Source organism: Nocardioides okcheonensis, assembly GCF_020991065.1.
GTDB lineage: Bacteria > Actinomycetota > Actinomycetes > Propionibacteriales > Nocardioidaceae > Nocardioides > Nocardioides okcheonensis.
Window position 1 is genome coordinate 184,028 of the sequence record NZ_CP087710.1, and the last position, 22,524, is coordinate 206,551.

The following is a 22,524-nucleotide window of genomic DNA, read 5'->3' on the forward strand; positions in this document are numbered from 1 at the left end:
CGCGGGGTGACCCGGCGATACTGAGGGCGTGAGCACCCCCGACGGTGTCGTCCGGGTCCGACTGGCGTCCACGCTCCGGGTGGAGGCGGGTGCCGGCGTGCTCGCGGGTCGTGAGCTCGGGAGCCGCAAGGCGCGCACGTTGCTGGCCCTCCTGGCCGCGGAGCGGGGCCGGCCGGTGGCCACCGACCGGATCGTGGAGACGCTGTGGGGCGCCGACCCACCGGCCGACCCGTCGGCCAACGTCGCCACGCTCGTCAGCCGGATCCGCCGCACCGTCGGCGCCCAGGCCGTCGCCGGGCTGCCGGGCGCCTACCGGCTCGCGGGCTCCTGGACCCTGGACGTCGCGGAGGCCGAGCAGCTGTGCGCGGCGGCCGCCGACCGGCTCGCCGCGGGCGAGCACGCACTGGCCGAGGCGGCGGCCGCCGCCGCGATGGACCTCCTAGGGGCCGGCGACGCCCTCCTCGACGAGGACGACGCTGCCTGGGTGCTCGACCTCCGGCGCGAGGTCGACGCGGCGCGGCGCGAGGCCCGGCACCTGCGGGTCGTGGCGCTGGCGCACCTCGACCCGGGACGAGCGGTGGCGATCGCGTCCGAGGGGACGCCCGATCCCTACGACGAGCGGGCGGTGCGCGACCGGATGCGGGCGCTGGCGGCCGACGGACAGGCAGCAGCCGCGCTGGCGGCGTACGACCGGCTCGCCCGCGTCCTGCGGGCGGACCTCGGCACCGAGCCCGACGCGGCCACGGCAGCACTCCACCTCGACCTGCTGCGATCGGTGGCGCCGGGCGGCGAGGCGCCGGCGGAGCGCCCCGCTGGTGCGGCGCCGGCCGTGACCCTCCTCGGGCGCGAGCGCGAGCTGGCGGCCATCACGGACGCCTGGCGGGGTGCGGTCGGCGGTGCGGACGCCGGCGTGGTGCTGGTCGTGGGGGAGGGCGGCATCGGCAAGACCCGGCTGCTGGACGCAGTGGCGGAGGTCGTCGTCGCCGGGGGCGGGCACGCGGTGCGGGGCCGGTGCCACCCGGCCGAGCGCTCGCTCTTCCTGCAGCCGGTGGTCGACGCGCTGCGCCCGACCCTCGCGTCCCTCCCGACCGACGCCCTCGCCACCGTGGTCCGGGACCACGAGGCGGCGTGGGTGACCCTGCTGCCCGACCTCGGCACCGTGCTGCGCGGTGCGCCGGCGCCGCCGGCCGACCACGACCTGCAGCGGCGGGCCACCTACGACGCCGTCCTCGCGGCCCTCCAACGGCTCGCCCTCGCGCGCCCGACGGTGCTCGTGCTCGACGACCTCCAGGACGCCGGCGCCGCCACCGTCGACCTGCTGGGCTACCTGGGTCGGCGGCTCGCCGGGTCCCGCGCGCTCGTGGTGGGCGCGGTGCGCAGCGAGGACGCGACGGTCGCCGAGCGGCTCGGCGACCTGGCCCGACCGGTCCGCGTCGGGCCGCTGCCACCGGACGCCGTCGCCGCGCTGGCGGCCGCGTCCGGCTGGCCGACCACGGCGACCAGGTGATGGCCCGCACCGCCGGGCACACGCTCAGCGTCGTGGAGTGCCTGCGCGCGCTGGCGACGGGCGACGCCGGCGTGCCGGCCTCCCTGTCGGCCGCCGTGCTGGCCCGCGTCGACCGCCTCGGACCCGACCGGCGGTCGGTCGTCGAGGCCGCGGCCGTGCTGCGGCGTCGGCTGGACCCGCGCCTGCTCGCCGGGTTGACCGAGCAGTCGGAGGTGGCCACCACCCGGCTCTGCGAGGACCTCACCCGCTCCGGCCTGCTCGCGCGCAGCGGTCCGCTCTACGAGTTCGCCAACGACCTGCTGCAGGAGTGCGTGTACGCCGCGTTGCCGCAGCCGGTCGCGGTCGCCTACCACCGCCGGGCCGCGGACCTCACGGCCGACCGTCCCGAGGTGATGGCGGCGCACGCGCACGCGGCCGGGGACGTCGGGCGGGCGGCCCGCGGGTGGCTGCTCGCCGGCGAGGAGGCGCTGAGACGCTCGGCGGTGGAGGACGCCCGGCTGCTGGTCGAGCGGTGCCTCGGCGTCGTCGGCACCACGCCCGACACCCGGGCCCGGGCGCTGCTGGTCCGGGCCCGGGTGCACGAGGCCCGGACCGCGTGGACCGAGGCGATCGCCGACATCGACGACGCGCTGGCGTGGGCGCGCAGCAGCGGCGAGCGGCGCCTCGAGCTGGCCGCGCTGCGGGCGCGGGCGGTGACGTCGCCGTGGCGCAGGTCCCCGCGGACGACATCAGCGGGCGCTCGAGGACGGGCTGCGCCTGGCGCCGGCCTGGGCGACCGCCGCGCCGAGGCCGACTTCGCGTGCCGGCTCGCGGTGATGGACGCCAGCCGGTTGCTGCTCGCGACCGCCGGGACGCGTGCCGCCCGGGCGCTCGCCCGCGCCGAGGCGGCCGGCTCCGCCGAGGGCACGCTCCTGGCGCTCGACGGCCTCAAGACGGTGGCGTGGTACCTGGGCGACGCCCCGGCGCTCGCGGACGCCGTGTCCCGGCTCGAGCCGCTCCTGGTGCAGCTGCCGAACCCCTGGCTGCGCCAGTGGGTGGTCTTCGAGGCGTCCTTCGTGCCCGCGGCGGCCGACGACTGGGCCGGCGCCGACGCCCGCCTGGTCGAGGCGCTCGACCTCAACCTCCGCAGCGGCTTCCACGCCTACGCCGGCTGGTTGCTCGCCTACCGCGGCTGGCTGACCCGCCTGTCCGGCGACCTCGACGCCGCGCGCGACCTGGGTCGGCGCTCGGTCGAGGCCACGTCGTCCGTGGACCACCCCTGGTGGCACTCGTGGGCGGCCGGCCTGCTCGCCGCGACGCTCGTCGAGACCGGTGACCGCGCCGAGGCCACGGAGGTCGCCCGGTCGGGCCTGGCGGCCCACAGCGGGACGGCCCGGCCCGGGCGGCTGCTGTGCGGCGCCGCGCTGGCTTCGCTCACGGGTGAGCACACCCGGGCGGCGACCGACGCCCTGGCAGCAGTCGACTGCCCGCCCGGCCGGGCGTGGGTGCTCGGCGCCGACGCGTACCTGTTGCTCGCGGGAGCCGCCCTCGCGCGCGGCGACGAGGTCGAGGCGGCGCGGGTGCTGACGCCGTTGGCGGAGGCCACGTCGAGCTCGTGGCCCGAGCTGCGCCGCCGTGTGGACGTGCTGCGTCAGAGCGCCTCGAGCACCAGCCGAGCCGCCCGGTCGGCGCCGTCGGAGGGGACCGGAAGGTAGTCCACCGGCCGGGCCAGCGCCGCGACGAGCTCGTCGGCGACCCGGTCCGGGTCGGAGGTGTCGGCGTAGGACATCGCGCGCCCCGCGCGGTGTCGCTCGAGTCGGTGTCGCACGTGCACCTGCTGCTCGAAGTGGTGCTCCAGCGGGACGTACACGAACGGACGCCCGGCCGCGGTCAGCTCCATCGTGGTGCTGAGCCCGCCCTGCACCACCGCGACGTCGCACGCGGCGTGGTGCAGGTCGAGGTCCGGCAGGAAGCCGTGCACCTCGACGCCGCGCGGCAGGTCGAGGGCCGCCCGGTCGATGCGCGGGCCGGTCACCACGACCATCCGCAGCCCCGGCACGCGGGCGGCCAGCGGGTCGTACGCCGCCGCGACCCGGCGCAGCAGGTGGTGACCGACCCCGGAGCCGCCGACCGAGACCACGCAGACGACCTCGCCGTCGCGGTAGCCCAGCCGCTCGCGCAGCTCGTCGCGCCGGGCCGGGTCCGGGCGCTCGCCCATGACGTAGCCGGCGAAGTCGAAGTGGTCCGCGGTCCACTCCCGGGTGCCCGGCAGGCCGGGGCCGAGCGGCAGGTCGGCCACGTCGTCGGGGTCGCCGACGAACACCGACCGGTCGCGCAGGTGGGGCGCGCGGGCGACGTGCTCGACCATCTCGGCGTTGTAGTCGGCCGTGAGGAAGGCCTCGCGCTCGCCCCCGTCCGGCATCGGCACCCAGCCGACGAAGTCGGTCATCCACACGAAGGGAGCCCGCTTGAGCGAGGGGTGCTCGTGGAGGAAGTGGTCGAGGTCCCAGGCCTCGTCCCCGACCCACAGGTCGAAGGTCTCCCGGTCGACGAGGTCGTCGAAGACCATGAAGTTGTTGACCAGCACCTCGTCCATGCGGCGCACCGCGTCGAAGGCGTGCAGGTCGTGCTCGCCGCACTCGGCCTCGAAGTGGCCCGACTCGCTGGCGAGGAGGCGCGACGCGGGGTGCACCGTCTCGCCGCGCGCCTCGAGGAAGTCCGCGACCGGTGACTGGGTGAGCCACTCCACCTCGAGGTCCGGGCGCATCCGCCGCATCGCGTCGGCCACGGCCAGGTCGCGGCGGACGTGGCCGAGCCCGATGGGGGAGGAGAGGTAGAGGGCGCGGGGACGCCGGCGCGACGGCGTACGCCGCGGGGGCGGGACGTCGTTGACCCGGTCGACGAGCGCCTTGATCGCCCGGTTGACCACCACCGGGTACCGCGCCATCGGCAGGTGTCCCGAACCCTCGATCACGAGGTGCTCGGCTCCGGTCCACGCCACGACGCTGCGGCTGCGGCCCTCCGGCTGGCACAGGTCGGCGGTGCCCTGGATGACGAGCACGGGGGCGGTGATCGTCCGCAGCAGGCGCTCGGCCTCCGCCGGGCTGTCGGTCCACCGCGGAGCGTCGTGCTCGGCGATGATCACGGACCCCGTCGTCTCGCCGGTGAAGCCGAGGATGTCCTCGAGCTGCTTGGTGGAGTGCGGCTCGGGCAGCATCTGGTCGAAGAAGAACTCGGCGTAGTCCTGCCAGTGGTCGGCGAGGTAGTGGCGGTTCGCGCCCCTCCACTGCGAGTAGTCGTCCCGTTCCTCCTCGAAGTGACGCATCGCGTCCTGCCGCACGGGGAACGGCTCCGTCTCGTCGCGGACCCACGGACCCACGGCCACGACGCCCTGGACCCGGTCGGGGTGGAGGGCGGCGGTCAGCAGGGCCTGCCACGCGCTCACGCACACGCCCACCAGGACGGCCCGGTCGATGCCGAGGTGGTGGAGCACCGCGACGGTCGAGGCGACCATGGTGCTGTCGGCGTAGGCCTGCGGGTCGACCGAGCGCCCCGACCGGCCGTTGCCGGGCGGGTCGACGGTGACCACGCGGAAGTGCTGGGCGAGGTAGGCCACCTGGCCCTTCCAGGCGCCGCTGTGGACGCAGGTGTCGATGGGCACGAACAGCACCGTGCTCGCGGCGCCGTCGTTGAACGACTCCCACGCCAGCCCCACGCCGCCGACCTCGACCGTGCCCTCGCTGTCAGGTTCCCGTGCCCTCATGGTGCGACCCTCCGTGTCCGTGGTTGCAGCCCGGTTGCAACCGGAGCGCAACCGGTGCCGCACACGCTCCGTGGACAGCATCCACCCGGGATGCCCTCGTGAGGGAGACCCAGATGACCACCATCGACTCGCAGGCCGCCGACCGCACCGCCGAGCAGCCGGCGCCCACCATCGACATGGACGCGCTGATGGCGTTCGTCGGCGCCTTCGTCGGCGACCTCGGCGCGACCGTCGGAGCCGGCAACGTGCTGCTCGGCGAGCGGCTCGGGCTCTACCGGGCGCTGGCCCAGGCGCCGGCCGATGCCCGCGACCTCGCCGCCGCCACCGGCACCGACCCGCGCTACGTCGACGAGTGGCTGCGCGGCCAGGCGGCCGGTGGCTACGTCGAGCACGACGCCGCCAGCGGGACGTACTCGATGACCCCGGAGAAGGCGTTCGCGCTCACCGACCCGGCGGGCCCGGTCTTCCTGCCGGGCGCCTTCGAGCTCGCGCTCGGTGCGCTCAAGGCGTTGCCGGAGATCGAGCACGCGTTCCGGACCGGCGCCGGCTACGGGTGGCACGAGCACGACACCGACGTCTTCACCGGGTGCGAGCGCTTCTTCCGCCCCGGCTACCTCATGCACCTGCTGACGGAGTGGATCCCCGCGCTCGACGGTGTGGCCGCCCGCCTCGAGCGCGGGGGCCGGGTCGCGGACCTCGGCTGCGGCCACGGTGCCTCCACCCTGCTGATGGCCGACGCCTTCCCGGCCAGCACGTTCGTCGGCTCGGACTACCACCGCGGGTCGATCGAGGCGGCCCGGCAGCGGGCCACCGACGCCGGTGTCGGCGACCGGGTGCGGTTCGACGTCGCGGGCGCCCAGGCGCTCGAGGAGCGCGACCTCGACCTGGTGACCACCTTCGACTGCCTGCACGACATGGGCGACCCGCTCGGAGCCGCGCAGCGCGTACGACGCTCGCTGGCGCCCGACGGCACCTGGATGATCGTCGAGCCCGCGGCCGGCGACACCGTCGAGGCCAACCTGACCCCCGTGGGCCGCGTGTTCTACGGCTTCTCGACCTTCCTCTGCGTGCCGAACGCGGTCTCGCAGCCGGGCGGCTACGCCCTCGGCGCCCAGGCCGGCGAGGCCGCGATCCGGCAGGTGGTGACCGAGGCCGGGTTCACCCGGTTCCGCAAGGTGGCGGAGACACCGTTCAACCACGTCTACGAGGCACGTCCCTGACCCTCGCCGCGGGGCCTGCGAGGATCGCGCGCATGACCTACGTCGGCGCGGTGCGGGCGGTCCTGGCCGAGGGGGGAGATCCGGCCAGGGCCGCCCAGCAGCAGGCCTACATGAAGTCGGCGCTGCCGTTCGTCGGCCTCGGCGCGCCGGCGCTGGCCGCCCTGCTGAGGCCGTTGCTCGTCGAGCACCGGTTCGTCGACCGGGCGCAGTGGGAGGCAGCGGTCCTCGAGCTGTGGGACGACGCGACGCACCGTGAGGAGTGGTACGCCGCGGTCGCGCTCCTGCGCCACCGTGCGTACCGCCCCTGGCTCGACGCCGACCTGCTGCCGCTGCTCGAGCAGCTGGTCCGCGCCGGCGCGTGGTGGGACGTGGTGGACGAGGTCGCCGGGCACGTCGTCGGCCAGGTGCTGCTCGACCACCGCGCGGCGACCACCCCGGTCGTCGAGCGCTGGTCGGTGGACCCCGACAGCCTGTGGGTGCGGCGCACGGCGGTCCTTGCGCAGCTGCGCCACGGTGCGGCGACCGACACCGACCTGCTGGAGCGGGTGCTCGCGGCCAACCTCGACGGCACCGCGTTCGGGCGCGAGTTCTTCGTCCGCAAGGCCGTCGGCTGGGCGCTGCGCCAGCACGCCCGCACCGACCCCGAGTGGGTCCGGGCGTTCGTCCGCACCCACGACGCGCGGCTCAGCGGTCTCTCCCGCCGCGAGGCGCTCAAGCACCTGGCCTGACTCGGGATCCCCGGCTGGCCGGGGATCCCGAACACATCGTGGAGCCCCCGAGCCACCAGGTGACCCGCCGACTCCACGATCCGTACGCGCCGGCCGGACCAGACCGCCCACCCCGAGCGGCGGACGGGCGGCTAGCGTGCCGGGCATGCCGGGCCACGCAGCGATCTACGTCGGCGACGTCGACCGGATGGTCGGGTTCTACACCGAGGTCCTCGGCCTCTCGCGGGTCGACGACGAGCCCGGTTTCGCGACGCTCGAGTCGGACGACTGGGTGCTGACCCTCGTCCGCAGCCCCGACGCCGTACCTCCCTCGGACCCGCCGCCGCGGCGGTCGGACTCGGCGGTCAAGCCGGTGTTCGCCGTCGCGGACCTCGACGCGACCGCCGACGCGGCGACCGCACGCGGCGCGGTGCCGGACCCGCCCGACGCCCGGTGGACCCACCGCGGCGAGGCGCGCTGCGACCTGGTCGACCCCGAGGGCAACGTGCTCGGGCTCCGCGCCCCGACCCACTGACGAGCGGTGCCCCACCCACACTTCGCCGGGGCGGAACGTGGCTCAGCCACCGCCCGCCGGCGCGCCGCGCCGCGACACGCTGACGGGCGGTGACCCACCCACGCTCCCGACGAAGGAAACGTGGGTGGGACACCGCTCCATCGAGCGAGGCGGGTGATCCGGCTCAGACCGGGACGAGCTCGACCGCGCCGACGGCGTAGCGGGCGAGGATCGCGCGGGCCACCGACGGGTGGGCGCCGAGCGGGTCGGACACCGCGACGGCACCGGCCTCGAGCGCGAGCTCGGCGGCCCGGTCGGGCAGCTTGCCGGGGGCGAGGAAGAACGACGCCACGGCGACGTGGCGCTTGCCCTCCGCACGGAACGCGCGGACCGCCTCACCGGTGGCCGGGGGAGCGGCCGACGCGAACGCCGCCGTCACCGGCAGGTGGTGGCGGTTGCCCCAGGCCCGCGCGATCCGGGCGACCGACTGGTTGGCGAGGGGGTCGGACGAGCCCGCCGCGGCGAGGACCAGCGCGTCGAGCTCGCGGACGCGGGCCGCCCTCAGCGCGTCGCGCAGGCGGAGGTCGAGCACCTCGAGGAAGGCGGACTCCATGCCGAGGATCCTGCTCGCGCGGATCCGGACGCCCTCGTGGCGGGCCATCGCGGCCTCGATCGCCCGCGGGACGTCGACCTTCGCGTGGTAGGCCTCGGTCAGCAGGAGCGGGACCACGACGATCTCCTCGTGGCCGGCCTTCACCAGCCGGTCGACGACCGTGTCGAAGCCGGGCTTGGACAGCTCGAGGAACGCCGTCTCGATGCGGAGGTCGGGACGCATGGCCTTGACCTCGGCGACGAGCGCCTTGATCGTCGCGGCCGAACGCGGGTCCCGGCTTCCGTGGGCCAGGGCAACCAGAGCAGGAGCAGCCATCAGGGGTGCCTCCGATCGTGTGTGGTGGAGCGGTTCTTCGTGGGCGCGACGACGGTGTCGCGGGAACGTGGGGTCGGGGTCGGCTCAGGCATGGATGCCGCACTCGGTCTTGGAGGTGCCGGCCCAGCGACCGCTGCGCGGGTCGTCGCCGGGGGCGACGCGGCGCGTGCAGGGCCAGCAGCCGATGCTGGGGTAGCCGTCGTGGACGAGCGGGTTGACCAGCACGCCGTTCTCGGCGATGTAGCGGTCGACGTCGTCGTCGCTCCAGCGGGCGAGGGGGGAGACCTTGACCTTGCCCTTGCGGGCGTCCCAGCCGACGACGGGCGCGATGACCCGGTTGTGGGTCTCGGCGCGGCGCAGCCCGGTGGCCCACGCGTCGTAGTCGGCGAGCGTCTCGGCGAGCGGGGTGACCTTGCGCAGCGCGCAGCACAGGTCGGGGTCGGTCTTGTAGAGGTCCTTGCCGTACTGCTCGTCCTGCTCGGCGACGCTGAGCGGCGTGCTGACGGTGCGCAGGTTGACCGGCAGGGTCGCCTCGACGGCGTCGCGGGTGCCGATGGTCTCGACGAAGTGGTAGCCCGTGTCGAGGAAGACCACGTCGATGCCGGGAGCGACCTTCGAGGCCAGGTGGGCCAGGACGGCGTCGCCCATCGAGGAGGTGATCGCGAAGCGGTCGCCGAACGTGGCGACCGCCCACTCGACGATGACCTCGGCCGGGGCGAGCTCGAGCTCGGCGCCGACGTGGGAGACCAGCTCGCGGAGCTCCTCGGGCGTACGCCCCTCGGTGTGGGTGCCCTTGAAGTCGCGGGCGGCCTGGGTGCGGGCGCTCATCGCGCACCCCCCGAGGCCGGCGGCCGGATCATCCCGGTCATCTTGACGGTGAAGGCGCGCAGGCACGAGCGGCACTCCCAGGCACCCGCGCCCTCCTGGGGGAACAGGTTCTCGTCCCCGCAGTAGGGGCAGTGGAAGGGCTGGGCGCGCTCGGACATCAGGAGGCCACCGGCTCCCCGCGCAGCAGCACCTCGTCGGCGCGGGTCACCCAGGCGGCGAAGCGCTCGCCCTCGGTGCGGTCGGCGAGGTACGCCGAGACGACGGCGGTGACGTAGTCGTCGAGGCCCGCGCTGGTGACCTTGTGGGCGCGCAGCTTGCGGCCCATCGCGGGGTTGAGCCCGAGCGAGCCGCCGAGGTGGACCTGGAACCCCTCGACCTGGTTGCCGTCCTCGTCCATCACGAGCTGGCCCTTGAGCCCGATGTCGGCGACCTGGGTGCGGGCGCAGGCGTTGGGGCAGCCGTTGACGTTGACCGAGATCTGGGTGTCGAGGTCGGGGAAGCGCTTCTCGAGCTCGGACACCAGGCGCCGCGCACGCTCCTTGGTGTCGACGATGGCGAGCTTGCAGAACTCGATGCCGGTGCAGGCCATGGTGGAGCGACGCCAGTTGCTGGGCCGCGCGGTGAGACCGATCTTCTCGAGGTCGTCGGCGAAGGCCTCGGTGTCGTCCGCGGCGACGCCGATGACGACGAGCTTCTGGTAGGCCGTGAGCCGGGCGCCGCGGGCGCCGTAGCGCTCGACGAGGTCACCGAGCGCGCTCAGCGTGGTGCCGTCGATGCGGCCCACGACGGGGGCGGCGCCGACGTAGAAGCGGCCGTCCTTCTGCTCGTGGATGCCGATGTGGTCACCGGCCGTGACGGGCGCCTCGGGGGAGGGGTTGTCGACCAGCGCGCGGTGGAGGTACTCGTTCTCGAGGACCTCGCGGAACTTCTCCTTGCCCCAGTCGGCGAGCAGGAACTTCAGCCGCGCCTTGGAGCGCAGCCGGCGGTAGCCGTAGTCACGGAAGATCCCGGCGACGCCCTCCCAGGCGTCGGCCACCTCGTCGAGCGGGATCCACACGCCCAGCTTGTGGGCGAGCATCGGGTTCGTCGACAGGCCGCCACCGACCCACAGGTCGAAGCCCGGGCCGTGCTCGGGGTGGACGGTGCCGACGAAGGACACGTCGTTGACCTCGGGCGCGACGTCGTGGCTCGGGTGTCCGGTCAGCGCGGTCTTGAACTTGCGCGGCAGGTTCGAGAAGTCGGGGTTGCCGAGGATCCGGCGCTTGATCTCCTCCAGCGCAGCCGTGCCGTCGATGATCTCGTCCTTGGCGATGCCGGCGACCGGCGAGCCGAGGAAGGGGCGCGGGCTGTCGCCGCACGCCTCCAGCGTGGTGAGGCCGACCGCCTCGAGGCGCTCCCAGATCGCCGGGACGCTCTCGATCTCGATCCAGTGGTACTGGATGTTGTTGCGGTCGGTGATGTCGGCGGTGTTGCGGGCGTACGCCGTGGACACCTCGCCGAGCGCCCGCAGCGCGGCGGCGTCGAGCACCGCGCCGTCGGTGCGGACCCGCATCATGAAGAAGCGGTCGTCGAGCTCCTCCTCCTCGAGCTGGGCGGTCTTGCCGCCGTCGAAGCCCGGGGCGCGCTGGGTGTAGAGCCCCATCCAGCGGAAGCGGCCGCGCAGGTCGGCCGGGTCGATCGAGTCGAAGCCGCGGCGGGAGTAGGTGTAGAGGATCCGGTCACGCACGTTGAGCGGGTCGTCGTCCTTCTTGGACTGCTCGTTCTTGTTGAGCGGCTCGGTGTAGCCGAGCGCCCACTGTCCCTCCGCGCGCTTGGGGCGGGGGATCTCGGTGCTCTGGGCGGCCTGGGGCTTGAACCGGAGGTCGGGCATGACAGGCGATGTCCTGTTCGCTGAGGGGGTGCCGCGCGCGACGGTGAGCGCGGTGGGGACTTCGGGCGGCGTTCAGCGATGCCAACAGGTCGCGCTGCCCACGCGCATGAGGTCGACGTGACGTCGGACCACGAGGTGCGTGTGGGTGGAAGCGGTGACCATGTCAAGAAGTCTCAGGGGTTGGACACCCGTTCCACAAGGCGAAATCTTGTATCGTGAGACGCCAGTCCATGTAATGAGATGCAGCCTCGCGTTCGCCGCGTGGGAGCGGCCCGGGTGCGGTCCAGGTCACACCCGTCCACGCCCGGACGACCTGCCCGGGTCAGGGTCGCGGCGACCTCTAGGCTGTCGGCCATGACGGACTCCCTCATCAGCAGCGCGTACTCCCAGGCCCTCGAGGTCATCGCCTCCGTCGAGCCGCGGATCGCCGAGGCGACCCGCCAGGAGCTCGCCGACCAGCGCAGCTCGCTCAAGCTGATCGCCTCGGAGAACTACGCCTCGCCCGCCGTGCTCATGACGATGGGCACCTGGTTCAGCGACAAGTACGCCGAGGGCACGGTCGGGCACCGCTTCTACGCCGGCTGCCAGAACGTCGACACCGTCGAGTCGCTCGCCGCCGAGCACGCGCGCGAGCTGTTCGGCGCGCCCTACGCCTACGTCCAGCCGCACTCGGGCATCGACGCCAACCTGGTCGCCTTCTGGTCGATCCTCGCCAACCGGGTGGAGAGCCCGTACCTCGAGAAGCTCCAGGCCAAGAACGTCAACGAGCTCACCGAGGCCGACTGGGAGACGCTGCGCGGCGAGCTCGGCAACCAGCGGCTGCTCGGCATGTCGCTCGACGCGGGCGGCCACCTCACCCACGGCTTCCGCCCCAACATCAGCGGCAAGATGTTCCACCAGCAGCAGTACGGCACCGACCCGGGGACGGGCCTGCTCGACTACGACGCCGTCGCGGCCAAGGCGCGCGAGTTCCGCCCGCTGGTCCTCGTCGCCGGCTACTCGGCGTACCCGCGCCGGGTGAACTTCGCGAAGATGCGCGAGATCGCCGACGAGGTCGGCGCCGTGCTGATGGTCGACATGGCCCACTTCGCCGGTCTGGTGGCCGGCAAGGTGTTCACCGGCGAGGAGAACCCCGTCCCCTACGCCCACGTCACCACTTCCACCACCCACAAGTCGCTCCGCGGCCCGCGCGGCGGCCTGGTGCTGGCGCAGGAGGAGTTCGCCGCCGACGTCGACCGCGGCTGCCCGATGGTCCTCGGCGGCCCGCTGTCGCACGTCATGGCCGCCAAGGCCGTGGCCTTCGCGGAGGCCCGCACCACCGAGTTCCAGGGCTACGCCCAGCGCATCGCCGACAACGCGAAGTCGCTGGCCGAGGGCTTCCTGACCCGCGGCGCGACCCTGGTCACCGGCGGCACCGACAACCACCTGGTGCTCCTCGACGTGTCGTCCTTCGGGCTGACCGGTAGGCAGGCCGAGTCGGCGCTGCTCGACGCCGGCGTCGTCACCAACCGCAACTCGGTCCCCGCCGACCCCAACGGCGCCTGGTACACCTCCGGCATCCGCCTCGGCACCCCGGCGCTCACCACCCGCGGCTTCGGCCACGACGAGTTCGACAAGGTCGCCGAGCTCATCGTCGACGTGCTGGCGAACACCGAGGCCGGCACCACCAAGGCGGGCGGCCCGAGCAAGGCGTCGTACGTCCTGGCCGACGGCGTCGCCGACCGCGTCACCGCGCAGTCCGCCGAGCTCCTCGACAAGCACCCGCTCTACCCCGGGCTCGTCCTCGGCTGAGGCCGTCGACCCGTCGGGTCGGCGCGAAGCTCGCGCCGACTCAGCGGATCCAGACGTAGCCGACCTCCGGCCGCCCGGTCCCGCCGTAGCGCGGTGACCGGGTGACCCGGCCCTCGTCGGCGAGGTGCTCGAGGTAGCGCCGGGCGGTCACCCGGGAGATGCCGATCTCCGCGGCCGCCTCGGCCGCGGAGAGGCCGTCGGGTGCCTCCCGCAGCGCCTCGACCACCTGGCGCAGCGAGTCCAGGCTCATCCCCTTCGGGACGGCCTCGCCGGTCGGGCGGCTCCTCAGCGCGCCGAAGAGCTGGTCGACGTCGTCCTGCACCACGTCTCCGGGAGCGCTCTCCAGCCGTGCCCGGAACTCGGCGTACTGCTCGAGCTTGCCGCGGAACGCCGCGAAGGTGAACGGCTTGAGCAGGTAGAGCACGACCCCCTGGGACACCGCGCGACGGACGACCTCGCTGTCGCGCGCGGACGTCACGGCGATCACGTCGAGGGTGCGTCCCTCCGCCCGCAGGCGCTGCAGCAGTCCCAGCCCGTGCCCGTCGGGCAGGTGCATGTCGAGCAGCACCAGGTCGACGTCGTCGTCGCGCTGCAGCATCCGCATAGCGTCCGTGGCGGAGTGCGCGACACCGGCGAGCTCGAAGCCGGGGACCCGGCCCACGTAGGTCGCGTGCGCCTCGGCGGCGAGCTCCTCGTCCTCCACGACGAGCACCCGCACGGTCACCGGAGCGCCCCCGACGTCCCGGCAGGCTCGACGACCAGCACGAACCGGGCGCCGCCGAGCGGGGAGTCGGCGAGCTCGAGGCTGCCGCCGTGGCGCGAGACCACCTGCGCGACGATCGCCAGGCCGAGCCCGCGCCCCTCGTCGGCCTTGCTCGACCACCCGCGGTCGAGCACGTGCTGCCGGTCCTCCTGCGCGACGCCCGGCCCCGAGTCGTCGACCTCGATCCTGAGGTGCCCGGCGTCGCCGGCGAGGGCGACGCGGACCCGCTGGGGTCGCCGGACCCGGGTCTCGGCGACGGCGTCGAAGGCGTTGTCGACCAGGTTGCCGACGAGCGCGACGAGGTCGCGGCCTCCGACGGGCAGGACGGCCGGCAGCTCGCCCTCGATCTCCAGGGTGATGCCGCGCTCCGCCGCCTGGGCGGTCTTGCCGAGCAGCAGCGCGGCCAGCACCGGCTCCTCGACCGCGGAGACGAGCTCGTCCGCGAGGTCCTGGGCCACCTGGAGCTCGGCGGTCGCGAACTCGACGGCCTGCTCGGGTCGACCCATCTCGACCAGCGACACGACGGTGTGGAGCCGGTTGGCGGCCTCGTGGTTCTGCGCCCGCAGCGACTCGGTCAGCCCGCGCACGAGGTCGAGCTCGCCGGTGACGGCCTGCAGCTCGGTGCGGTCGCGGACGCTGACCACCGCGCCCACCTCGTCCTGGCCCCAGTAGGCCGGCGACGTGCTCAGCACCAGCACCTGCTGCCCGAGGACGAACGTCTGGTCGACGACCGCCGTGCGCCGCTCGACGGCCGCGACCAGCCCCGGCGGCAGCCCGAGCTCGGCGAGCGGGCGCCCCTCCACCTCGGGTGGCAGCGCGAGCAGCCGCACCGCCTCGTCGTTGACCAGCTGCACGCGCAGGTCGGAGTCGACCAGCAGCAGGCCCTCGCGGACGGCGCTGAGCACGGCGCGGTAGTACTCGTACATCCGGGTGATCTCGCGCTCGCCGAGCCCGTGGGTCTGGCGGCGCAACCGCCGCGCGATCAGCCAGGCCCCGAGCAGGCCGGCCAGCAGCGTCGCGACGGCCGCGACGAGGATCCCCGGCAGGTCGTCGAGCAGGCGCTCGTCGATCCGGTCGACCGTGATGCCCACGGCCACCAGGGCGACCACGCGGTCGTCGGCCACGACGGGGACCACGGCCCGTACGGACGGGCCGAGCGTGCCCGCGTAGACCTCGGTGAACACGCGGCCCTCCAGGGCGTCGCCGATGCCGCCGACGAAGCGGCCGCCGATCTGGGCGGGGTCGGGGTGGGTCCAGCGGATCCGGTCGCGGCCCATGACCACGACGAAGTCGGTGTCGGTGTCGACCCGGACCTCCTCGGCGAACGGCTGCAGGGCTGCGGTGGGGTCCGCCGATCGGACCTGCTCGCGCACGAACGGGGAATCCGCGACCGAGCGGGCCACGGCCGTGGCCTGGTCGCGCGCCGCGTCGCGCAGGTCACGGCGCGCGTCGAGGGCCGCCAGCGCGACGGCGGTGACGACGAGGACGACGACGACACCGACCTGCAGCAGCAGGATCTGGCGGGCCACCGGGCTCTCGCCGTCGGCGCGTCGCGTCATGGGCGCATTGTGCCTCACCGATCCGGGCACCTGTGACGGCGAACACAACGAACGAAAGGGTGACGACGTTCACAACCCGCACCACGATGTGGAGCGCGGCCGGTGCACCCCGGCACCCCGAGCGAGGAGGACCTCCATGAGCACGACCCAGCCCGCGCCACCGGAAGCCCCGGTACGTCGCGACCGTACGCACTACCTCTACATCGCGGTCATCGTCGCCGTGGTCCTCGGCGCGATCGTCGGCCTGGTGGTCCCCGACTTCGCCGTCGACCTCAAGTGGATCGGCACCACCTTCGTGGCGCTGATCAAGATGATGATCCAGCCGGTCATCTTCTGCACCCTCGTGCTGGGCGTGGGGTCGGTGCGCAACGCCGCCAGCGTCGGCAAGGTGGGCGGCCTCGCGCTGGCCTACTTCCTCACCATGTCGACCGCCGCCCTCGCGATCGGCATGGTCGTCGGCAACCTGCTCGACCCGGGCAAGGGCCTCAACCTGTCCGAGGAGGTCGCGGGCGTCGGCCAGGAGCAGGCCGCCGAGGCGCACGGCTCGACCACCGAGTTCATCACCGGCATCGTCCCGGACTCGCTGCTCTCCTCGCTGACCTCCGGCGAGGTCCTGCAGACCCTCCTCGTCGCGCTGCTGGTCGGCTTCGCGCTGCAGGCGATGGGCCGCTCGGGCGAGCCGATCCTCACCGGCATCGGCCACCTCCAGCGACTGGTCTTCCGGGTGCTCGCGATGATCATGTGGGCCGCCCCGGTGGGCGCGTTCGCCGCCATCGCCGCGGTCGTCGGCGAGACCGGCGTCGACGCGCTCAAGAGCCTCTTCACGATCATGGTGGCCTTCTACATCACCTGCTTCCTCTTCGTCTTCGGCGTCCTCGGCGCGATCCTCAAGCTGGCCACGGGCGTCAACATCTGGAGCCTGCTGAAGTACCTCGGCCGCGAGTTCCTGCTGATCGTCTCGACCTCGTCGTCCGAGTCGGCGCTGCCGCGCCTGATCGCGAAGATGAACCACGCGGGCGTCGACAAGACCACCGTGGGCGTGGTCGTGCCGACCGGCTACTCGTTCAACCTCGACGGCACCGCGATCTACCTCACGATGGCGTCGATCTTCATCGCCGACGCGCTCGACAAGCCGCTGAGCATCGGCGAGCAGGTCTCGCTGCTGCTGTTCATGGTCATCGCGTCGAAGGGCGCCGCCGGCGTCACCGGCGCCGGCCTCGCCACGCTCGCCGGCGGCCTGTCCTCGCACCGGCCCGAGCTGCTCGACGGCGTCGGCCTGATCGTCGGCATCGACCGCTTCATGTCGGAGGCCCGCGCGGTCACCAACTTCGCCGGCAACTCGGTCGCCACGGTCCTCATCGGCCACTGGACCGGCACCCTCGACCGGGCCCAGCTCGACCGGGTCCTCGCCGGCGAGGACCGCTTCGACGAGGCGACGATGGTCGACGACGACCACGGGCACGGGCCGGTCGAGCGGGAGCCCGCCGCCACCCACTGACGTACCCGCCCACCGCGCCCCGGACCACCTCGGTCCGGGGCGCGGTCGCGTAGACGCGCGGACAGAAGTGGTCGCGCGCGGGTCGCGCTACGCGGCGAGGGGCCAGGCCTCGGGGACTTCTGTCCGCGCGTCTACGCCGATCGCGCGGCAGACCACCTCCCGTACCCATGCGGGGCGGAACATCACGTCCTCCCAGGTGAACCGCAGCACGGTCCACCCGCCGGCCGACAGCAACGTGTAGCGGCGCACGTCCTTGGTGAAGCCCTTCCGATCACCGTGCCACTCGAACGACTCGCACTCCACCACCAGCCGGTGCTCGGGTGCCGTCAGGTCCGGTCGAGCCCAGTAGTGGTCGGTCGACAGCACCATCTGCGGAGTCACCTCCAGACCGGGCACGGTGAGGCAGATCGCCCGCATGACCGACTCGAACGGGTTCGCTGCCCGCGCGTCGGCGGCCAGCGCGATGCGCCGCACCTTGGCTGCCCCGGCGCCGCGCACCTGGGCGTTCACCCTCCGCAACGTGACGTCCTCGCCGTGGCGCAACGCGGAGTCCGCGATCGCCAGCGCCTCGTCGTCGGGGAGCTGCCGCAGGCACTGGAGCAGGGTGACCTCCCGGCTCGTGGCGACCCCGCTGACGTCGTCCGGCCCCAGATCGGCCCGGTGGACCTGCACCAGGCCGCGCCACGGGCGGGGCACGTTGCGGTTGCGCGGGAACGCGACGTGCGGCGTGCTCGGCACCTGCTTGACCTCCCAGCCGTGGGCGAGGGCGGCGTTGGTGAGGCACAGGTGGCCGTTGACCCGGAACGCGGTGGCGGCGGCGCGGTCCACCTCGGGCAGCGTGTAGCGCCCCTGGCCGACCCGCTCCAGAGCGCCGGTCCGCAGCGCCCGGTCGACGTCCGCGCGTGAGGTGGCCCGGATCAGGGTAGCCCGGGTGGCCATGCCTCCCATGCGCTCCACCGCGTCCACGACGTCCACCGCCCCAGCATCGACGAGATGGCGGTCCGGCCGCAGGCCCTCTCCACAGGCCGCAGACGCGCGGACCGAAGTCGGGCGCCCCGGCGTGTCGTCCCGGGCGGCCGCGCCCGGGACGGACTTCTGTCCGCGCGTCTACGTCAGAGGGAGCGGTAGATGTCGAGCGTGCGCTGGGCGATCGTGCCCCAGCTGAAGGCGTCCTCCGCGCGGCGGCGACCGGCGAGGCCGTAGGCGCGGGCCCGCTCGGGGTCGGAGACGGCGTCGACCAGCGCCGCGGCGAGGTCGGCGACGTAGCGCTCGGGGTCGAGCGGGGTGCCGGTGCCGTCGGTGGCCTGCTCGATCGGGACCAGCCAGCCGGTCTCGCCGTGGACCACGACCTCGGGGATGCCGCCCGTCGCGGTCGCGACGACGGCGGTCTCGCAGGCCATCGCCTCGAGGTTGACGATGCCGAGCGGCTCGTAGATCGACGGGCAGGCGAAGACCGTCGCGGCGGTGAGGAGGGCGACGACGTCCGGGCGCGGCAGCATCTCGGCGATCCACACGACACCCGAGCGGGTGGCGGCGAGGTCGTCGACGAGCCCGCGCACCTCGGCCTCGATCTCGGGGGTGTCCGGTGCGCCGGCGCACAGCACCAGCTGGACCTCGGGCGGCAGCGCCGCGGCGGCGCGCAGGAAGAGCGGCAGCCCCTTCTGGCGCGTGATCCGGCCGACGAACACGACGCTCGGGCGGTCGGGGTCGACGCCGAGCTCGCGGACCCGGTCGGGGTTGACGATCGGCGACCACTGGGTGGTGTCGATGCCGTTGTGGACCACGTGCACGCGCGCGGGGTCGACGGCGGGATAGCTGCGGAGCACGTCGTCGCGCATCGCCGCGCTGACCGCGATGATCCCGGCCGCGCCCTCGTAGGCCGTCCGCTCGGCCCAGCTCGACAGCGCGTAGCCGCCGCCCAGCTGCTCGGCCTTCCACGGCCGCATCGGCTCGAGGGAGTGGGCGCTGACGACGTGGGGGATGCCGTGCATCAGCGCGGCGAGGTGGCCGGCCATGTTGGCGTACCAGGTGTGGGAGTGGACCAGGTCGGCACCGACGCAGTCGTCGACCATCGCGAGGTCGACGCCGAGCGTGCGGATGGCCGCGTTGGCGCCGGCGAGCGAGGACGGCTCGGCGTACGCCGTGGTGCCGGGCTCGGTGCGCGGCGCCCCGAAGCAGCGGACCCGGGCGTCGACGTCGGGCAGCACCCGCAGCGCGCGGACCAGCTCGGCGACGTGCACGCCGGCCCCGCCGTAGACCTCCGGTGGGTACTCCTTGCTGAGGACGTCGATGCGCATGGGGCGAACCTAGTCCCGATCGTGGGCGCGTGGGTGGTCGACCGGGTGCCGTGGGACGGCTAGTTTCATCGCATGGCCGCCACCCCCCGTCGCAAGAAGGTCCTCGCCATCGTCCTGGCCGGTGGGGAGGGCAAGCGCCTGATGCCGCTCACGGCCGACCGCGCGAAGCCCGCCGTGCCGTTCGGCGGCATCTACCGACTGATCGACTTCGCCCTGTCGAACGTCGTGAACTCGGGCTACCTCAAGGTCGTCGTGCTGACGCAGTACAAGTCGCACAGCCTCGACCGGCACGTCACCACGACCTGGCGGATGTCCCAGCTCCTCGGCAACTACGTCACCCCGGTGCCGGCCCAGCAGCGGGTCGGCAAGCGGTGGTACCTCGGCAGCGCCGACGCGATCTTCCAGTCGCTCAACCTGCTCACCGACGAGCAGCCCGACATCGTGGTCGTCGTCGGCGCCGACCACGTCTACCGGATGGACTTCGCGCAGATGGTGGCCGACCACGTCGACTCCGGCGCCGGCTGCACGGTCGCGGCGATCCGACAGCCGATCGGCCTGGCCGACCAGTTCGGCGTGATCGACGTCGACCCCGCGAACCCGCAGCGGATCCGGGCGTTCCTGGAGAAGCCCACCGACCCGGTCGGGCTGCCGGACTCCCCGGAGGAGGTGCTGGCGAGCATGGGCAACTACGTCTTCGACGCCGACGCGCTGCGCGACGCGGTGACCCGCGACGCCGGCCGCGAGCAGTCCCAGCACGACATGGGCGGCGACATCGTGCCGTGGTTCGTCGACAAGTCCGAGTCGGCGGTCTACGACTACAAGGACAACGAGGTGCCCGGCGCGACCGACCGCGACCGCGGCTACTGGCGCGACGTCGGCACCATGCGCTCCTACTACGCCGCCCACATGGACCTGGTGTCGCCACTGCCGGTCTTCAACCTCTACAACACCGCCTGGCCGATCTACACCAGCTACGGCCCGCACCCGCCGGCCAAGCTGGTCGAGGGCGGCGGCGGCGAGAAGGTGTCGACCTTCAACTCGATCCTGTCGCCGGGCGTGGTGGTCAGCGGCGGCACCGTCAACCACTCCGTGCTCTCCCCGGCGGTGTGGGTCAAGGACGGCGCCGAGGTCTCCGACTCCGTCCTCATGGACGGCGTCTGGGTCGGCGAGGGGGCGGTCGTGCGCAACGCGATCATCGACAAGGGCGTCGTCGTGCCCCCGGGCGTGCAGATCGGCGTCGACCAGGACGCCGACCGCGCCCGCGGGTTCGTCGTCGACGATGGGCTCACGGTGCTCGCCAAGCAGCAGCACGTCCCGGAGGACTGAGTCACCCCAGCGCCGCGCGCTGCTCCTCGAGGAAGGCCCGCTCGACGTCGTTGCGGCACGCGGCGATCGCCTGGTCGTACGCGGCCCGCGCCGCGTCGGCCTGGCCGGCGCGGCTGAGCAGCTCGGCGCGCACCGCCGCCGGCCGGTGGCTGTCGGCGATCTCCAGGCCCTCGAGGGCCGCGAGCCCGGCGGCCGTCCCGCGGTCCTCGGCGACCGCGACCGCGCGGGCCAGGCGCGCGGCGGGCGAGGGGGAGACCTGCAGCAGCAGGTCGTACCAGCCGACGACGCGGTCCCACCGGGTGTCCTCGGCGGTCGGCGCGGTGGCGTGCTCGGCGGCGATGCGCGCCTGCAAGGCGTAGGACGCGGCGAGCGGGGAGACCGGGCCGGTGAGCGCGGGACCGGTGAGCAGCCGGAGCGCCTCGGCCACCTCGTCGTGGTGCCAGCGGGTGCGGTCCTGGTCGGTGAGCAGCACCAGCCGGCCGTCGCGCACCCGCGCGTCGCGCCGCGAGTGCTGCAGCAGGGTGAGGGCCAGCAGCGCCACCAGCGTCGGCTCGTCGGGTCGCAGCCCGAGCACCACGCGGACCAGCCGGATCGCCTCGCCGGCGAGGTCGGCGCGCAGCAGGTCGGGGCCGGTGCCGGGGGCGTAGCCGGCGGTGAACGCGAGGTAGGCGGTCTGGGCGACCGTGTCGAGCCGGTCCGGGAGGACCGACGCGTCCGGCACCGCGAACGGGATGCCGGCCCCGACGATGCGCTTCTTGGCGCGGGTGATCCGCGCGGCCATGGTCGCCTCGGGGACGAGGAAGAGCCGGGCGATGTCGGCGGTTGGCACGCCCATCACCAGCCGCAGGCTCAGTGCGCTCGCCGCGTCGGGGGCCAGCGCGGGGTGGGCGCACATCAGCACGAGGCGGAGCACGTCGTCCTCCACCAGGCTGCCGCCGTCCACCATGGTGCGCGCTCCTTCCTGGTGTCGTTCGGCGTCGGTGAGGAGCAGCGGCAGCTTGCGGCGCGCGACGTCCTCGGTGCGCAGCCGGTCGAGGACGCGCCGCCGGGCGGCGGTCATCAGCCACCCGGCGGGGTTGTCCGGCGTGCCGTCGACCGGCCAGGTGCGGCTCGCGGACTCGACCGCGTCGGCGAGGGCGTCCTCGACGAGGTCGAGGCGGCGGAACTGCGCCAGGAGCAGGGCCACGAGGCGGCCCCACTCCTGGCGCACGACGTCGTCGAGTCCGGGCCCGTCGCCGTCCATGTGTGCCCTCAGAGCGTCACGTCGACGGTCGGCTGGATCTGGATGTCGTAGGGCGGGAGGACCCGGAGCAGCTCCACCACCACGTCGAGGTCGGGTGCCTCCAGCAGGTAGAACCCGCCCATCCCCTCGATCACCTCGGCGTAGGGGCCGTCGGTCAGCTGCACCGACCCGTCGCTCGTGCGCATCACCGTCGTGTCGCTGGGGCCGCTCAGCGCCTCGCCGGCGAGGATCTCGACTCCCTCACGCGCCCGGCACGCGGCGTCGAACTCCCCGAACTTCGCCATCGCAGCCGTCTGCTCGTCCTCGGTCTGGTCCGACCACGGCTTCTCCGCCCCGTCGCCGATCAGCAGCACCAGGTACTTCATCGCGGCCTCGTCTCGGGAACGACGGTCGGCACGACCTGGATCGCGTCGCCGAGGGCCGCGATGATCTTGCAGCACTCGAGGAGGTCGTCGAGGTCCTCGGTCTCGATGTGGAAGTAGCCGGCGACCTGCTCCGCGGTCTCCGCGAAGGGCCCGTCGGTCACCGCCAGCCCGCCCGGCTGGACGGTGCGGATCGTGGTGCTCGCCTGCAGCTCCGCGCCGGCGACGATGCGGTGGCCCCGCTCGCCGAGCTGCTGGGCGAAGCGCCCGTACTCGGCGTAGCCGTCCTTGCGCTCCTGCTCGGTCATGGTGGTCCACCAGTGGTCGGCCTTGCCGACGATCAGCACGACGTACTCGCTCATGTCGCTC

The 22,524-nt window shown here is 73.8% G+C and carries 21 protein-coding genes; 8 read left to right on the forward strand and 13 right to left on the reverse strand.

Going from position 1 to position 22,524, the window contains the following annotated elements; all coding sequences use genetic code 11:
* The first annotated feature begins 28 nt into the window (after positions 1-28).
* Together LN652_RS00840 and LN652_RS00845 are read left to right on the forward strand one after the other, a co-directional pair.
* Positions 29-1,507 carry a bacterial transcriptional activator domain-containing protein gene (locus LN652_RS00840; protein ID WP_230442833.1) on the forward strand — a complete coding sequence of 493 codons (1,479 nt, stop codon included), beginning with the start codon at positions 29-31 and terminating at the stop codon, positions 1,505-1,507.
* Positions 1,507-3,201: an ATP-binding protein gene (locus LN652_RS00845; RefSeq protein WP_230442834.1), complete on the forward strand. Its 1,695-nt coding sequence runs from the start codon at positions 1,507-1,509 to the stop codon at positions 3,199-3,201. Before LN652_RS00840 ends, LN652_RS00845 begins: the two co-directional genes overlap by 1 nt.
* Here LN652_RS00845 and LN652_RS00850 read toward each other — a convergent pair.
* Positions 3,138-5,249 (reverse strand): alpha/beta hydrolase, encoded by a 2,112-nt coding sequence (locus LN652_RS00850; protein ID WP_230442835.1) that lies wholly within the window; start codon positions 5,247-5,249, stop codon positions 3,138-3,140. The two genes, LN652_RS00845 and LN652_RS00850, sit on opposite strands and share 64 nt — an antisense overlap.
* A 98-nt stretch (positions 5,250-5,347) precedes the next feature.
* Here LN652_RS00850 and LN652_RS00855 point away from each other — a divergent pair, with 98 nt between their 5' ends.
* From LN652_RS00855 to LN652_RS00865, 3 genes are all read left to right on the forward strand, one after another.
* Positions 5,348-6,469 carry a class I SAM-dependent methyltransferase gene (locus LN652_RS00855; protein ID WP_230442836.1) on the forward strand — a complete coding sequence of 374 codons (1,122 nt, stop codon included), beginning with the start codon at positions 5,348-5,350 and terminating at the stop codon, positions 6,467-6,469.
* 32 nt (positions 6,470-6,501) lie between these two features.
* Positions 6,502-7,197: a DNA alkylation repair protein gene (locus LN652_RS00860; protein ID WP_230442837.1), complete on the forward strand. Its 696-nt coding sequence runs from the start codon at positions 6,502-6,504 to the stop codon at positions 7,195-7,197.
* A 145-nt stretch (positions 7,198-7,342) separates the two neighbouring features.
* A complete protein-coding gene (locus tag LN652_RS00865; protein WP_230442838.1) occupies positions 7,343-7,711 on the forward strand; it encodes a VOC family protein in 369 nt (122 codons plus the stop codon).
* Positions 7,712-7,874: 163 nt separating this feature from the next.
* On the opposite strand, the gene LN652_RS00870 is transcribed toward LN652_RS00865, so the two are convergent.
* From LN652_RS00870 to LN652_RS22085, 5 genes are all read right to left on the reverse strand, one after another.
* On the reverse strand, positions 7,875-8,618 hold the full coding sequence (locus LN652_RS00870; RefSeq protein WP_230442839.1) for a sirohydrochlorin chelatase: 744 nt from the start codon (positions 8,616-8,618) through the stop codon (positions 7,875-7,877).
* Between the two features lie 84 nt (positions 8,619-8,702).
* Positions 8,703-9,446, reverse strand: coding sequence for a phosphoadenylyl-sulfate reductase (locus tag LN652_RS00875; RefSeq protein ID WP_230442840.1), 744 nt, complete (start codon positions 9,444-9,446; stop codon positions 8,703-8,705).
* The gene (locus tag LN652_RS00880) at positions 9,443-9,604 is read right to left on the reverse strand and encodes a hypothetical protein (protein ID WP_230442841.1); all 162 of its coding nucleotides are present in this window, start codon (positions 9,602-9,604) and stop codon (positions 9,443-9,445) included. Before LN652_RS00880 ends, LN652_RS00875 begins: the two co-directional genes overlap by 4 nt.
* Positions 9,604-11,316, reverse strand: a complete 1,713-nt coding sequence (locus LN652_RS00885) for a nitrite/sulfite reductase (protein WP_230442842.1) — start codon at positions 11,314-11,316, stop codon at positions 9,604-9,606. Before LN652_RS00885 ends, LN652_RS00880 begins: the two co-directional genes overlap by 1 nt.
* Positions 11,317-11,388: 72 nt before the next feature.
* The gene (locus LN652_RS22085; protein ID WP_372440565.1) at positions 11,389-11,478 is read right to left on the reverse strand and encodes a putative leader peptide; all 90 of its coding nucleotides are present in this window, start codon (positions 11,476-11,478) and stop codon (positions 11,389-11,391) included.
* Positions 11,479-11,670: 192 nt separating this feature from the next.
* Between LN652_RS22085 and LN652_RS00890 the strand changes: the two genes are divergently transcribed.
* On the forward strand, positions 11,671-13,107 hold the full coding sequence (locus LN652_RS00890) for a glycine hydroxymethyltransferase (RefSeq protein ID WP_230442843.1): 1,437 nt from the start codon (positions 11,671-11,673) through the stop codon (positions 13,105-13,107).
* 40 nt (positions 13,108-13,147) lie between these two features.
* On the opposite strand, the gene LN652_RS00895 is transcribed toward LN652_RS00890, so the two are convergent.
* The gene (locus LN652_RS00895; protein WP_230442844.1) at positions 13,148-13,831 is read right to left on the reverse strand and encodes a response regulator; all 684 of its coding nucleotides are present in this window, start codon (positions 13,829-13,831) and stop codon (positions 13,148-13,150) included.
* Positions 13,828-15,429 (reverse strand): sensor histidine kinase, encoded by a 1,602-nt coding sequence (locus LN652_RS00900; protein WP_230442845.1) that lies wholly within the window; start codon positions 15,427-15,429, stop codon positions 13,828-13,830. The genes LN652_RS00895 and LN652_RS00900 overlap by 4 nt, the downstream gene beginning before the upstream one ends.
* Positions 15,430-15,565: 136 nt before the next feature.
* Here LN652_RS00900 and LN652_RS00905 point away from each other — a divergent pair, with 136 nt between their 5' ends.
* Entirely contained in the window at positions 15,566-16,927 is a 1,362-nt protein-coding gene (locus LN652_RS00905; RefSeq protein WP_230442846.1) for a cation:dicarboxylate symporter family transporter, read from the forward strand.
* An 87-nt stretch (positions 16,928-17,014) separates the two neighbouring features.
* On the opposite strand, the gene LN652_RS00910 is transcribed toward LN652_RS00905, so the two are convergent.
* On the reverse strand, positions 17,015-17,866 hold the full coding sequence (locus tag LN652_RS00910) for a DUF559 domain-containing protein (protein ID WP_230442847.1): 852 nt from the start codon (positions 17,864-17,866) through the stop codon (positions 17,015-17,017).
* Positions 17,867-18,039: 173 nt separating this feature from the next.
* Positions 18,040-19,224 carry a glycogen synthase gene (glgA, locus tag LN652_RS00915; RefSeq protein ID WP_230442848.1) on the reverse strand — a complete coding sequence of 395 codons (1,185 nt, stop codon included), beginning with the start codon at positions 19,222-19,224 and terminating at the stop codon, positions 18,040-18,042.
* A gap of 72 nt (positions 19,225-19,296) precedes the next feature.
* Here glgA and glgC point away from each other — a divergent pair, with 72 nt between their 5' ends.
* On the forward strand, positions 19,297-20,550 hold the full coding sequence (glgC, locus tag LN652_RS00920; RefSeq protein ID WP_230442849.1) for a glucose-1-phosphate adenylyltransferase: 1,254 nt from the start codon (positions 19,297-19,299) through the stop codon (positions 20,548-20,550).
* Position 20,551: 1 nt separating this feature from the next.
* Here glgC and LN652_RS00925 read toward each other — a convergent pair whose 3' ends face one another.
* Genes LN652_RS00925 through LN652_RS00935 form a run of 3 tightly spaced genes read right to left on the reverse strand, consistent with a single transcriptional unit; the run spans position 20,552 to position 22,517 of the window.
* Positions 20,552-21,793 (reverse strand): RNA polymerase sigma factor, encoded by a 1,242-nt coding sequence (locus LN652_RS00925; RefSeq protein WP_230442850.1) that lies wholly within the window; start codon positions 21,791-21,793, stop codon positions 20,552-20,554.
* An 8-nt stretch (positions 21,794-21,801) separates the two neighbouring features.
* Positions 21,802-22,158, reverse strand: a complete 357-nt coding sequence (locus LN652_RS00930; protein WP_230442851.1) for a YciI family protein — start codon at positions 22,156-22,158, stop codon at positions 21,802-21,804.
* A complete protein-coding gene (locus tag LN652_RS00935; RefSeq protein WP_230442852.1) occupies positions 22,155-22,517 on the reverse strand; it encodes a YciI family protein in 363 nt (120 codons plus the stop codon). The genes LN652_RS00930 and LN652_RS00935 overlap by 4 nt, the downstream gene beginning before the upstream one ends.
* Between the last annotated feature and the right edge of the window lie 7 nt (positions 22,518-22,524).